Origin of the sequence: Janthinobacterium agaricidamnosum (assembly GCF_003667705.1) — a bacterium.
Taxonomy (GTDB): domain Bacteria; phylum Pseudomonadota; class Gammaproteobacteria; order Burkholderiales; family Burkholderiaceae_D; genus Janthinobacterium.
The window spans coordinates 3,096,998-3,110,342 of sequence record NZ_CP033019.1 but is presented as its reverse complement, the minus strand read 5'-3'; the positions used below and the strand labels follow the sequence as shown (position 1 = coordinate 3,110,342).

The window sequence follows — 13,345 nt, the reverse complement described above, 5'->3', positions numbered from 1 at the left end:
GCGCGGCACCATTCGTTCACGCCTGCAGATGGCGCGCGGTATAGTCGGCCCATGGAACTCTTAGCCCACAATTTCAGCAGCGATTTCGCGCGCAGCGCCCACCTTGCCCGTGGCGCCAGCGCCGACGATGATGGTGCGCTCGTCGCCTTCCGCGACCCGCAGCAAATGAGCTTGCTGGTGCGCGCCACGGCCTTTGTCTTTGCCGACCCCCGTTCGCGCCAGTTGCACGAACTGATCGAACGCATCGCGCCCAGCGAGGCGACGGTGCTGATCACGGGTGAGACGGGGACGGGAAAAGAACTGATTGCGCGCCACGTGCACGGCTTGAGCGGACGCGCCGAGCAGACTTTCGTGGCGATCAACTGCGGCGCGTTTTCCGAAACCCTGGTCGAGAGCGAACTGTTTGGCTATGAAAAGGGCGCATTTACGGGCGCGCAGCAGGGCAAGCCGGGCTGGTTCGAGACGGCCAGCGGCGGCACCCTGTTCCTCGATGAAATCGGCGACTTGCCGCTGGCGATGCAGGTCAAGCTGCTGCGCGTGCTGCAGGAGCGCGAAGTGGTGCGCCTGGGCGCGCGGCGCGCCATCCCCATCGACGTGCGCCTGATCGCCGCCACGAACGTGGACCTGGCCGAAGCCGTGCGGGCCGGGCGATTCCGCGAAGACCTGTATTACCGGCTGCAGGTGATCGGCCTGCCGCTGCGTCCCCTGCGCGAGCGCCCGGGCGACATCATGCCGCTGACGCGCCACTTCATGGCCATCTATGCGCAGCGCCTGCATCTGGGCGAGGTGGAGCTGGACCTCGATGCGCACGAGGCCTTGCTCGGCTATCCATGGCCGGGCAATATCCGCGAGCTGGAAAACGTCATCCACCGCGCGCTGCTCGTGTGCCGCAGCGGCGTCGTGCGCGCCGAAGACCTGAGCTTGTCGGGCTGGCACCGCGCTCCGGCGCCCGCATCCGCCCCTGTGCCCGTGCCGGACGCGTGGGCCGGCGGCGCCGACATCGCCTACGCGGCCCACGGCGCGGCCGGCCAGGACGATTTATTGGCCGCCGAGCGCTTTGCCCGCGCCTGGCAAGCCTTGCTCGACTCGGGCGAGGCCGTGGAATTCGAAGCGATGCAGCAGGAACTGGTGCGCGCCGCGTGGGAGCGCAATGAGCGCAACCAGGTACGTACGGCGAAACACCTGAACCTGAGCCGCAACATCCTGCGCACCTTTTTGAAAAAGGCGGGCGCCATCGACTAGGCGCGTGATGGATCTCCTGGAGCCGGACCCGCAGCGCTGCGGCTCCGGCTTTTTTCATGGCTGCTGCGCGTGCAGCACGCTGCTGCCGTGGATGCAGCTGATTGCTGCCAAATCAACAGAGAATGGCGCTGGCGGACCCACGGGGCATGGCATGCTTTCTGCGAGGAGGGAAGGGCAGGCCGCCGCGCCAATGTGCGGCGGTGTTTTCTTCGACCCACGACAGGAGTCCACGCATGACCATCGAATTCATCTGGCAATTGCCCACCAGCGGCGACGGCCGTTACGCGGCGCCCGGCATCACGCGCCGGGGCGAACGGGCCGCTGGCGCGCCCAGTCCCCTGCAGGCGGGCGTGAGCGACCCGCGCGGCGCGCGTCCGCCCTTCAATTACTTCGACTACCTGCACCAGATCGCCCGCGCGGCCGACCTGTCCGGCTTCGACGGCATCCAGGTGCGCCACGATACGCAGGGCGATGAAAGCTGGATCGTCGCCGGCTACCTGGCCCGCAGCACGCGCCACCTGAAGCTGATCGCCGAATTCGACGCGGCCTGGGGTTCTGCCGTGTATGCGGCAAAGAACGCCGTCAGCTTCCAGCGCTTCACGGGCGGGCGCTTCGCCTGGCAGATCGGCCACGGCGGCAATGCGGCGGCGCGCAGGCGCCAGGGCGATGCGGCGCCGGACGCCGATATTCTGCCCCGCATCGATGAATTCATCACGGTGGCGCGCGGCGTGCAGAATACGTCGCCGTTCAGCTTCAAGGGCAAGTTCTTCGAGGTGCAGGACGGCGGCTTCAAGGGCCCGCTGGCGAACCATCCCGTCAACGGCATCTACCTGACGGGCGAGACGCCCGAAGCGCTGGCCCTGTCGGCGCGCCAGGCCGACGTGCACGTCTTCGATGCGGCACCGCTGGCGGACTTGCAGCCTTCCATCGGCAGCCTGCAAACGCAGGCGCGCCAGCTGGGCCGCATCGTGGCGGCGGGCTTGCGCATCGACGTGCTGGCCCGTGAAACGTTCGACGAAGCCTTGCGCGACGCGCGCCGTTACCGCAGCGGCGCGGGCCTGCCAGATGAACTGCCGTCCGACGGCAGCGCCGCCGCGTTCTGGCCCGGCTTTGCGCAAGCGCAGACGGGCTCCCACGGCGCCCTGGTGGGCAGTTATGCGCAGGTGGCCGCCGCGCTGGAAGCGTACGCGCAGGCGGGCGTGTCGAGCTTCGTGCTGGCGGCCATCCCTCATTTCGAGGAAGCCTATCGCGTCGGCGAACACGTGCTGCCGCTCGTGCGCGCATCGTTGACGGCATCCGCGCTGAAAGCGGCCTGAATCTAACTTACCAAGGAGTACTTCACATGGCAATCGATTTTTTCTGGCGCATCCCCACGCATGGCGAACCAAGTTCGCACCGCGCCCGCACGCCGTTTCGCGGCGACTGGTTTCCCGGCAATGACAACCTGCGCCAGGCCGGCCTCGGTGGTGGTGGCGCCGACGGTTTTACGTATATCGACTACCTGGCGGAGATCGCCCGCGCGGCCGAGCTATCGGGCTTCCAGGGCGGCCTGATCCCGTCGTTTCCCATGACGGATGAACCGTGGGCCATTTCCGCGCTGCTGGCGCGCGAAACGCGCACTTTCCGCTTCATGATCCCGTTCCAGCCCGGCTTTCTGAACCCCGTGGTGGCCGCGCGCATGACGGCCAGCCTGCAGCGGGCCACGGGCGGCCGCGCCCTGTACAACGTCATCACGGGCGGCGGCGGCCCGGCACAGCTGTGGTGGGGCGATGCGGCCGGCCACGACGACCGCTACACGCGCACGACGGAATTCCTTGACGTGGTGCGCGGTGTGTGGCGCGGCGGACCGTTTTCCTACCAGGGCAAGTTCTACCAGGTGGAAGACGCGGGCCTGGCCACGCCGTTGTCCGAACAGGACTTCCCCGAGATCTATTTTTCCGGCTCGTCCGACGCGGCCCTCGGTTCGGCCTCGAAGCACGCCGATTACTACCTGACGTGGCTGGAACCGTTCGAGCAGCTGCGCGAGAAATTCGCCCGCGTGCAGGAAAAGACGGCGCTGCTGGGGCGCAAGATCAAGTGCGCCGTGCGCGTCGACATCGTCGCCCGCGCCACGGAAGAAGAAGCGTGGGACGAGGTGCGCAAGGGCTTTGAGGCCGTCGATGCGGCCACCCTACGCCAGTTCCTCGGCACCGATGGCGGCGATTCCGTGGGCGCGGCGCGCCAGCGGGGCAACCGCCCGACCACCTTGAACAGCTACAAGGACTTGATCACGGCGCCGAATATCTGGTCCGGCTTCAATCTGCTGCGCGGCGGGCAGACGCAGGGCATCGTCGGCAGCTACCAGCAGGTGGCCGAACGCCTGGACGAGCTGGTGCAGCTGGGCGCCGACGCCTTCATCCTGGCCAGCACGCCGCACCTGGAAGAAGCGTACAGGGTGGGCGAGGAAGTGCTGCCGCTCGTGCGCGGCCACACGGCGGCACTGCTGCGTGCCGCCTGATCCTTTCCCCTGTTGCCGCGACAGCAGCGCCACCGACTGCTGTCGCGCAGGCAGCACGCGGCGGCGGCGCTGCTGCCAAATCAACAGCACTACCATGATGATAGTCTCCCTTTGAAATCAAGCACTTAACTTCCATTTTGCTGCGCTGCGGCAGCGGGCACGCCACTTGCAATATAGGTCATCACCATCTCGCGTTTTGACTTTACTCAAGGATAATCACCCATGCGCCGTTCGACTGCCCCTGCCGCCTTCTCCCCATCTCCTCTTCATTTGACGCCAGTGCGCCGCGCGCTGCGCTCGGCCTTCGCCATCGGCGGCCTGATGCTCGCCCCAGGGTTGGCCCATGCGGAAACGCCTGGCGCCGATGTCATCGCTGCGGCTGACGCGAATGGCACCGGCGAGGGCGCCTCGCTGCAATCGGTGACGGTGACGGCGCAAAAGCGCGAAGAATCGGCGCAGAAGGTGCCCAGCGCGATCACGGTCCTGGGTGGCAAGGAGCTGCTCGACACGGGCATCGGCCGCTCGGCCAGCGAAATCCTCAATTACGTACCGAACGCCTCGGCCGGCACGCAGCAGCACGGCCGCCCGCGCTGGTGGATACGCGGCGTGGGTGCGGGCCAGCAGCAGGTGGACTTTCCGAATCCCGTCGGCTTCTACCTCGATGACGTCTACATCAGCAATTCCAGCGCCACGGGCTTTCCCCTGTTCGACCTGGACCGGGTGGAAGTGCTGCGCGGCCCGCAAGGCACCCTGTGGGGCAAGAACACGACGGGTGGCGCCATCAACGTGATCTCGCGCAAACCCTCGTTCAAGTCCAGCGGCTACGCCAAGCTCGACTACGGCAGCTACGACACCACCGTGGCCGAAGGCGCCATCGGCGGCGCGCTTGTCGACGAGGTGCTGGCGGGGCGGCTGTCCTTCCATACGGAGCAGCAGGACAGGGGCCGCTTCCGCAACCAGTTTACGGGCGAACGCGATGGAAAACTCAAGGACAGCGCCATCCGCGGCCAGCTCAAGGCCCTGATCGGGCGCGACCTGACGGCGAATCTGAACCTGCATTACCGCGACTACACGACCAAGGGCGCCACCACCACCGTGGCCAGCTATGGCGCCAATGGCGTGTACCGCAACGGCTACGTCCCCAGCACCAATCCCGACGACGTGAGCACGAATGCGCCGGCCGACAGCGACGTGAAACAGGGCGGCGCCCAGCTGAACCTCGAATATGCGCTGGGCGAACTGACCCTCACTTCCATCACGGGCTATGAAAATTTCAGGAACGAGGCCACGGGCGACAGCGACAATACGCCGCTGGAAGTGGGCCGCAGCCGTTCCAAGGCCAGCAGCCGACAAGTGTCGCAGGAGCTGCGCCTGACGTCGCCGCAGAACGGCGCCGTGAGCTGGGTGGCGGGTCTGTTCTACTTCAATGAAAAGATCGATGCCGATGCGGCCGGCGCGCGCCTGCCCAACGGTACCGTGCCGGCGCTGGCGGGCAGCACCCAGCCCGTTGGCTACAACCGTACCATTTACCAGCACAAGGCGCGCAGCGCGGCCATCTTCGGCAGCACGACCGTCAACTTCAGCGAGCAGCTGCTGTCCACGTTTGGCTTGCGCTGGACCACGGAAACCAAGGACCTGGACTTGCAGCGCGTGCAGGCCGCATCGAACACGGTGACGTTCGGCGACGCGGCCAGCTGGTGGAACACGGTCCGGGGCGGCAATTACACGGCCGCCTCCGTGGCCAACAACAATTTCACGTCGAATCCATCGACCACGTGGAACGCGCTGACGTATGACGTGACGCCCGAATACCGCTTCAGCCGCACCCTGCGCGGCTACCTGAAATACGCGCACGGCATCAAGTCGGGCGGCTACAACACGAGCGCCACGGACGTGCGGGCGCTCAATACGGTGAAGCCGGAAACCCTGAACTCGTTCGAGGCGGGCATCAAGTCCGAATGGCTGGACGGGCGCTTGAATTTCAACGCCAACGTTTTTCACTATGATTACAAGAACGTGCAGGTCAATATCACGGGCGTGTACAACGGCGACCCCACGCAAAGCGTCAATTACCTGCAAAACGTGCGCAAGGCCCACGTGAACGGCGCGGAATTCGAGATCGAGGCGCAGCCGACGGACAACCTGCACATCAACGCCAACCTGGGCCTGCTGCGCACGGAATTCGACGATTTCGCCATCCAGAACAATGGCGGCGACCGCTCCGGCAACGAATTCGTGCGCTCGCCCCACGTGACGGCGCTGCTGGCGGCCGACTACCGCTACCCGCTGGGCAATGGCGCGCAGCTGGTCTTCAGCGGCGACGTGCGCTATACGTCGAAGCAGTACTACTATGTCGACCCGCAAAGCGACGCGCGCGGCTTGCTGAACCAGGGCGGCTTCGCGCTGGCCAATGCCCGCCTGTCGTACGTGCTCCCGGGCGGCAAGCAGCGGATCACGGCATATGCGAACAACCTGGCCGATAAGGTCTACCGCAACCACACCTTGACCAGCTTCGTGCCGGGCGCCGTCAACGGCGACACCGTCATCATCGGCCAGGGCCGCACGGTGGGCGCGTCGTACACGGTGCAGTTCTGAGCGTGACTGCCTGAGGTAAAAAAGGCCGGCAAACTCGCCGGCCATTTTTTCTTCCAGTAGGTCGGCTCAGCGCAGCGGTAGGTCGGCTCAGCGCAGCGGTAGGTCGGCTTAGCGCAGCGTAAGCCGACAACACCACTACGCCGCCACCCGCAGCAGCGCCTCCAGCCGCAGCAGCGCCTCCAGCCGCCGCTGGGCCTCTTCCAATGGCCGGCGGTCGATCCAGCTGTCGATATCGACGTCGCGGTCGAGAAAACCGTGCTGCAATTGAAAATCCTTCTGCTGGCGGAACAGCGCCACCTTGTCGTCGGACAGGTCGGGCGCCAGGGTCAGGTGAAAACCGTCGCGGTAGGCTTCGGCCACGGCGTCGGCGCCGGCCCGCGTCTCGCCCTGCAGGATGGCCAGCACCTCTTCTTTGTGGCTGCGCGCCCAGTGCGCGGCGCGCAAGGTCTGCGTCAAAAAGCGCACGACCAGCTCGAAATGCTGTTCCAGCATGGTTGCATGCACGGTGATCGGGCGCGGCGTGCCGTTGTTGACGCGGAAGCGCCGGTCGGGCAGGGCGTCGATGTCGATGGCCACTTCCAGCCCCGCCGCGCGGGCCTATGCCTTGCCACAGGCCCGCGCCCAGATTGGCCGATGCCTGGGCGTCGGCACCCACTTCCACCAGCCGCACATCGTCGAGCGTGAGGCCGGCCGACGCCAGCACGCCCTTGTAGCCGGCCAGGCTCATGCCGCGCGCGATGCTGCGCCCGCGCCGGTTCTCGCGCAAGTCTTCGGCGCGGAACACGGGCAGCGCCAGCCGCTTGCCCTGCAGCTGCGCGGGCGTGGCGATGCCGGAACCGGGGCGCACGAGGATGGCTTGCCATTCATCGATCCACGTCAGGCCGATCAGGCGCGTGGGTGCTCCTTGCGCGCGCGCGGGCAAGGCCAGCAGGTTGCCCCCTTCGCGCACGAGCGTGGACAGGCCATGGTCGTAATGGTGGCGCGCCAGCTCGCCGCCCACTTCCTGCAGCGTCTTCAAGGCGATGCCGTCGCGGGCGAATTCTTCGTCCAGCCAGCCCAGTTTATAGGCCAGGCCCGTGGCCGTGGGCACGGGGCAGCGGGTGAACCAGACGGTATCGACGGCGGGGGCGGTTGCGGTGGTCATGGGATTCCTTGGTAAGGTGAGGAAGACCGAACGCTGCACGAAACATGCCTGCTGCCGGGGTCTGACCCGCCGGGTCAGACCCCGAACCGCGCTTGCTGGCTGGTAGACAGTGCATATCCGTACCACTGCTGCCATGCCAGCAGCCGCTGTTGCACAGGCAGCAGCGCTCCGTCATTTGTACGGCCCCGGCGCTGGCACGCGTCTTGCGAAAGTAGAGGCATGACTGATTCGTACCTCAACCTCAAGAATGGAGCATGACATGACGGACGTGGCACAAGCACAAGCACCAGAGCAAGTACAAACCCAGGATCTGACGGCGGCCGAACTGGCCTTCGTGGAACAGGTGCGGCGCGATGCGCAGATCGCCTTCGACGGCTTGCGCGAGACGGGCAGCCTGACGGCCAATGGCACGGTGGGCTTTGTCGAACGCACCCCTGGCGGCGACAAGGTCGTGGTGGTCAACGACCCGGGCCCGTTCCGCCGCGGCCAGCCCCTGAAGGCGGCCGTGCTGGCGCTGGACGGCACGGTGCTGCTCGGCGACGCCAACAACGGCGGCGCGCGCTATCTGAAACTGTTCCGCGAGCGGCCCGAGGTCACGTCGATCTCGCACGTGCACTCGCCGTCGCTGGGTGCGTGGGCGCAGACGCACCGCACCCTGCCGATCCGCTATGTGCCCGTGCAGCGCTTCCAGCTGATCCGTGAAATTCCCATCTATATCGACCGCCGCCAGCCCGAAGTCGATTTCATCCTCGGCGAAATCGCGCGCAATACGCATGCGACGGCCATCCTGGAAGCGAATGGCGGCGCCACCGTGTGGGGCAAGCAGGGCTTGCTGAAGCTGGCCGAATTCATCCTGCTGCTGGAAGAGGGCGCGCAGATCCAGATCGCGGCCGAAGCCATCGGCGGTTCGCGCGACTTCGGTCCCGGCGTGCTGCTGCAGCAATGGAAGATGAGCAAGCTGATCGACACGGCGCGCGCCTTGTCATTATTGCCTGCCACCGACCTGGTGTAACCCTTACTAGAACAGGCCCGCAATGTCATTGAAATTCTTAGGTTTGAGCTGGCGCAAGCTGTCTGTCGCCGTAATGGCGGCCAGCCTGCTGGCGCCAGCCATCGCGGCGGCGGCCGAGCCGCTGCCGGCCGCCGTGCGCATCGCCGTCGTGGCGCGCACGGCGCCGTCCGGCAAGACCGTGTTTGCCGGTTCGGCCGCCCAGGTGGCCGCCCAAGGCTGGCTGGCGGCCGAACTGGGCAAGCTGGGCGTGAAGCTGGAATGGGTGCCCGTCACCACCAATTCCGTGGCGACGCAAGTCAACGAGGCGTTTGCCAACCACTCGATCGACCTGGCCCAGTATGGCGACCTGCCATCGATCATCGCCAATGCCTCGGGCCTGCAGACGCGGCTGATTTTGCCGGGCGGCAGCTTCAGCAACACTTACCTGGTGGTGCCGAACGGCTCCACGGCGAAGTCGATCAAGGAGCTGAAGGGCAAGAAGATCGCCCTGCACCGTGGCCGGCCGTGGGAATACCCGTTCGCGCGCCTGCTGGAAGCGAATGGCATGACTTTGCGCGACGTGAAAATCCTCAACCTCAATCCGCAGGCGGGCGCGGCGGCCGTGGCCACGGGCGGCGCCGATGCCTTCTTTACCCTCAGCGACGCCTTTTTGCTGGAAGATAAAAAGGTCGGCAAGATCATCTGGTCCAGCAAGGCGCCGCCGCAGGACTGGAAGATGCGCGCCGAACTGTGGGCCGACAGCGGCTTCCTGCAACGCTGGCCGCAGCTGGCCCAGCTGGTGGTGACGGCCTATGTGCGCGAGCACCACCGGGCCGCCGGCGCCGGTGGCGAAGACGAATACGTGCGCACGGAGGCGGCGGCGGGCCAGGTGGAAAGCGTCGTGCGGCGCGAACTGGCAGGCGACCATACGCCGTGGCAGGCGCGCTGGTCGCCATTGTTCACGGCCAGCCTGCGCCAGCATTACCTGGGCGAGGCGGCATATGCGAAGAGCGCGGGCCTGATCGGGCGGCCCCTGCAAGTCGACAGCCTGTTCGCGCCCCAGTTCGTCAACCAGGCGCTGGCGCAGCTGAAATTGCAAACGTACTGGGCGCCATGACTTCCCTCACTGTCGCCTTGCCGCGCTCTTGTGCGCCTGCGCATGCGGCGTCCATTCCCTGGCTGCGGCGCTTTGTGCGCTCGCCCTGGTCCGTGTGGGCGTCGCCGCTGGCCTTGCTGCTGCTGTGGAGCATCGCCACCACCTTCGAATGGATGCCTGCGCACATCTTGATGTCGCCGTGGCAAGTTCTGCTGACGGCGGCGGACCTGGCCGAAAGCGGAGAACTGGGCCAGCACCTGGGCATCAGCCTGTTCCGCCTGCTGGCCGGTTTCGGCCTGGGCGCCAGCGCGGGCCTGGCCTTCGGCGTCCTGCTGGGCCTGTCGCCAGGCTTGCGCAGCTATGTCGATCCCACGTTCAATATCCTGCGCCAGCTGCCGACCGTCGCCCTGATCCCTTTGTTTATCTTGCTGTTCGGCATAGGCGAGAGTTTCAAGGTGTTTATCGTGGCCAAGGCCAGCTTCTTCATCGTGGCGCTGGCCGTGCATGACGCCATCCGCAACTTGTCGCAGCGTTACTTTGAGGTAGCGCAAGTGTATTGCTTCTCGCGCTGGCAGCGCATCCGTTTGATCGTCCTGCCCGCCATCGTGCCGGCTGCGCTGACGGGCATGCGCATCGCGCTGTCGCGTTCGTGGATGGTGCTGGTGGGCGCGGAATTACTGGCCGCCGACAGCGGCCTGGGCCAGATGATGGAAATGGGCCGGCAAATGTTCCGCCTCGACGTGGTGATGGTGGGCGTGGTGCTGACGGGCGTGATCGGCTTCGGCCTGGACCGGGCCTGCCACGCGCTGGAAGCACGGCTGATGCGCTGGAAGCGCAGTGGAGAGAACGCATGAAGCAACGTTTGAGTGTGATCTTCAAGGGCGCGCTGCTGCCGCTGGCCTTGCTGGGCGCCTGGCAATGGGCCTCCGGGCAGGGTGCTGCCGCCGCCTACATCTTCGTCTCGCTGGGCGATCTGGCGCACAGCCTGCGCGACCTGGTCTGGACGGGCGAACTGTGGGTGCATCTGCGCGCCAGCCTGGGCCGCACGCTGGCCGGCTTGCTGCTGGGCGGCAGCGCCGGCATCGTCACGGGCGCGCTGATGGCGCAGTCGCCGCTGGCGGACCGGCTGATCGGCCCGCTGTTCCACAGCATCCGCCAAGTCCCCTTGCTGGGGCTGATTCCCTTGCTGGGATTGTGGGTGGGCAATGGCGACGGCGCCAAGCTGCTCGTGATCGCCATCGCCGCCTTTTATCCCACCGTGCTCAACACGTATGCGGGCATGCGCCAGGTGGAAGGGAGACTGCGCGAAGTGGGGCAGGTGCTGACCCTGACGCGCTGGCAGACCCTGCGCCAGATTCTGTTGCCGGGCGCCATGCCGGCCATCGTCACCGGCGTCACGCATGCGCTGGCGTTCGCCTGGCTCGCTTGCCTCGGCGGCGAACTGCTGTTTGCGGCCGGTCCCGGCATGGGTTCCCTGTTGCTCAACGGTGAAGTATCGGGCCGTATGGACGTCGTGCTGCTGGCCGTGCTCGTGATCGCCTTGCTGGCGCAAGCGATGAACGTGGCGTTTGCGCGCCTCGCGCGTTTGCTGGTGAAGGGGCGCAGCAGTGAGTAAATCCCTGCCATTCCAGCCAGACGCGGCCGTCAGTGCCCGCGAAGGCGAGTTGCGCGCCTTCCTGCTGCGCTTTATCGGCCTGACCCTGCTGTCGGGCGTAACGATCGGCATGAACAAGGTGCTGGCCACCTTGCTGGGTTTGCATTTGCACGTGAGTAATTTCCAGCTGGCCGCGATCAGCAGCGCGGAAACCCTGGCCATGGCGCTGGGCACGATTCCGGCCGGCTATATTCTTTCGCGCGGCAATCCGAAGCATTTGTATGCGGGCGTCAGCCTGAGCCTGGCGCTGGCCTTTTGCGTGCTGCCGTGGCTGCCCGGCTGGCAATGGGTGGCCCTGCTGATGTTTCTCGTGGGACTGTGCATTTCGCTGCGCATCGTGGCCATGAGCACCGTGTTTCTCGTGCGCCTGCCGGAACTGGGGCAGGGCAAGGCGGGCTGGTACAAGGGCACCTTGATCCTCGGCATGCAGTTCCTGGGTCCCCTCTGCGGCAACTACCTGATCGCGCAGCTGGGCCTGAAGGCGGGCTTTTTGATTTCCGCCCTGATGTTCGCCATCCTGGCCGTGCTGGGCTGGCACGTATTGCCCAACAATACTTTGCCGGATAACACGGCACCGCGCAAGCAGATGGGACAAAGTGCGCTGCCCGGTGCGGCCAGCCTGCGCGAGCTGCTGCGCCTGCCTATCGTGCGCGTGACTTACCTGTTCGAAATCCTCGCCAGCTTCACGGCATCCAGCGTGGGCGTGTTTTCCATCCTGCTGGCGATCCGCGTGCTGCACTGGCCTGCGCACCACTCCGTCTGGCTGATGGCCGTGCAGGGACTCAGCTGCGTGCTCGTGCTGCTGTTCCTGGGGCGCTTCGTGCTGGCCAGCCGTTACCGCGAGCAGCTGTATGGCGGCGCGCACCTGGCCATCATGGCCGCCTTGCTGATCCTGGGCTTGTGGCCGTCCAGCGTCGCCTACCTGGCCGCTTCCGTGCTGCTGGGACTGGGCCTGGGCGTGAATAACCTCGTCAATACGGACAACATCGCCCGCGCCCCCGTCGACAAGGCTCGCGTTTCCGCCCATCTGACCCTGTTCGGCATGGTGGGCGGCACGGTTGGCGCGCTGGCGGCCGGCCATCTGGCCGACGTGACGGGCTTGCGCAATGTGTTTTTGATCTGGCTGGCTCCCTGGCTGGCCGCCTGGCTGGTTTTCCACGGCAGCCGCTGGCTGCGCCGGGCACCGCCCGCCGCCATTCCTTCCCTCGCCCCCACCGCAGAGAGTACGCCATGAATGATTTTGTTTCCCCATCGACCTTGCTGCCCCAGCGGCAGCAGCTGAGCGGCGGCTTGCAAGTGCAGCACGTGAGCAAGTCGTTTTCGCTGAAAGGCGCGCCGCTAACCGTGCTCGACGATATTTCGCTGACCATCGCCCCCGGCGAATTCGTCGCCATCGTGGGCGCCTCCGGTTGCGGCAAATCCACCTTGCTGCGTCTGCTGGCGGGTCTCGATACGGACTACACGGGCTTGCTGCTGCACGACGGCGTGCCGATCCGTGGCACGGACTTGCGCCGGGGCCTCGTGTTCCAGGATCATCGCTTGTTTCCGTGGCTGACGGTGCAGCAGAACGTGGCCGTGGCGTTCAGCAATACCCGTGTGCCGCAGGCCGAGCGCGACGCGCGCGTGGCGGCGGAAATCGCGCGCGTGGGCCTCGACGGCTATGCGGATGCCTATCCGCATCAATTGTCGGGCGGCATGTCGCAACGGGCGGCCATCGCGCGCGCGCTGGTCGGGCGGCCCGACGTGCTGCTGCTGGACGAGCCGCTCGGTGCGCTCGACGCGCTGACCCGCTTGCGTTTGCAGCAGGAATTGCGCCGCCTGTGGCAGGACGAGGGCATCACCATGGTGATGGTCACGCATGACATCGACGAAGCCGTGTATCTGGCCGACCGCATCGTCGTGCTCGATGCGCGGCCGGGCAAGGTGCGCAGGGTGCAGGACGTGCCGCTGGCCCACCCGCGCCAGCGCGGTTCGCCCGGTTTCGTTGCCATCCGCGACGGCTTGCATGCGGATTTCAGCGACCTCGACGATGCGCACGCGCCCGTGGCGCAGGAAGTGGATCCCAGCACCCTGTGGGATGGCAATGAATGGGCGCGCAGGATGGCGCTGTAGTTTTTTTGATATCC

At 66.2% G+C, this 13,345-nt stretch carries 12 protein-coding genes; 11 read left to right on the top strand and 1 reads right to left on the bottom strand.

Features of this window, described 5'->3' with window-relative positions:
* The first annotated feature begins 51 nt into the window (after positions 1–51).
* From D9M09_RS13975 to D9M09_RS13960, 4 genes are all read left to right on the top strand, one after another.
* Positions 52–1,242, top strand: a complete 1,191-nt coding sequence (locus D9M09_RS13975; protein WP_121669614.1) for a sigma-54 interaction domain-containing protein — start codon at positions 52–54, stop codon at positions 1,240–1,242.
* A 233-nt stretch (positions 1,243–1,475) separates the two neighbouring features.
* Positions 1,476–2,558: an LLM class flavin-dependent oxidoreductase gene (locus D9M09_RS13970; RefSeq protein WP_121669613.1), complete on the top strand. Its 1,083-nt coding sequence runs from the start codon at positions 1,476–1,478 to the stop codon at positions 2,556–2,558.
* A gap of 26 nt (positions 2,559–2,584) precedes the next feature.
* Complete coding sequence (locus tag D9M09_RS13965) at positions 2,585–3,739, top strand: LLM class flavin-dependent oxidoreductase (RefSeq protein WP_121669612.1); 1,155 nt, start codon at positions 2,585–2,587, stop codon at positions 3,737–3,739.
* A 222-nt stretch (positions 3,740–3,961) separates the two neighbouring features.
* A complete protein-coding gene (locus tag D9M09_RS13960; RefSeq protein WP_121669611.1) occupies positions 3,962–6,334 on the top strand; it encodes a TonB-dependent receptor in 2,373 nt (790 codons plus the stop codon).
* A gap of 135 nt (positions 6,335–6,469) precedes the next feature.
* Here D9M09_RS13960 and D9M09_RS29355 read toward each other — a convergent pair whose 3' ends face one another.
* The gene (locus D9M09_RS29355) at positions 6,470–6,910 is read right to left on the bottom strand and encodes an ABC transporter substrate-binding protein (RefSeq protein WP_205602369.1); all 441 of its coding nucleotides are present in this window, start codon (positions 6,908–6,910) and stop codon (positions 6,470–6,472) included.
* On the opposite strand from D9M09_RS29355, the gene D9M09_RS29350 reads away from it, so the two are divergent.
* The 7 genes from D9M09_RS29350 to D9M09_RS13925 all read left to right on the top strand — a co-directional run bounded on the left by D9M09_RS29350 (position 6,903) and on the right by D9M09_RS13925 (position 13,331).
* Entirely contained in the window at positions 6,903–7,493 is a 591-nt protein-coding gene (locus tag D9M09_RS29350) for a hypothetical protein (RefSeq protein ID WP_205602368.1), read from the top strand. The two genes, D9M09_RS29355 and D9M09_RS29350, sit on opposite strands and share 8 nt — an antisense overlap.
* A gap of 244 nt (positions 7,494–7,737) precedes the next feature.
* Positions 7,738–8,490: a class II aldolase/adducin family protein gene (locus tag D9M09_RS13950; protein ID WP_121669610.1), complete on the top strand. Its 753-nt coding sequence runs from the start codon at positions 7,738–7,740 to the stop codon at positions 8,488–8,490.
* A 22-nt stretch (positions 8,491–8,512) separates the two neighbouring features.
* Complete coding sequence (locus D9M09_RS13945) at positions 8,513–9,586, top strand: PhnD/SsuA/transferrin family substrate-binding protein (protein ID WP_121669609.1); 1,074 nt, start codon at positions 8,513–8,515, stop codon at positions 9,584–9,586.
* Positions 9,583–10,419, top strand: coding sequence for an ABC transporter permease (locus tag D9M09_RS13940; protein WP_121669608.1), 837 nt, complete (start codon positions 9,583–9,585; stop codon positions 10,417–10,419). The genes D9M09_RS13945 and D9M09_RS13940 overlap by 4 nt, the downstream gene beginning before the upstream one ends.
* The gene (locus tag D9M09_RS13935) at positions 10,416–11,180 is read left to right on the top strand and encodes an ABC transporter permease (protein ID WP_099409382.1); all 765 of its coding nucleotides are present in this window, start codon (positions 10,416–10,418) and stop codon (positions 11,178–11,180) included. The genes D9M09_RS13940 and D9M09_RS13935 overlap by 4 nt, the downstream gene beginning before the upstream one ends.
* Positions 11,173–12,453, top strand: coding sequence for an MFS transporter (locus D9M09_RS13930; RefSeq protein ID WP_162995677.1), 1,281 nt, complete (start codon positions 11,173–11,175; stop codon positions 12,451–12,453). The genes D9M09_RS13935 and D9M09_RS13930 overlap by 8 nt, the downstream gene beginning before the upstream one ends.
* Positions 12,450–13,331, top strand: coding sequence for an ABC transporter ATP-binding protein (locus tag D9M09_RS13925; protein WP_121669606.1), 882 nt, complete (start codon positions 12,450–12,452; stop codon positions 13,329–13,331). The genes D9M09_RS13930 and D9M09_RS13925 overlap by 4 nt, the downstream gene beginning before the upstream one ends.
* Positions 13,332–13,345: the final 14 nt, after the last annotated feature.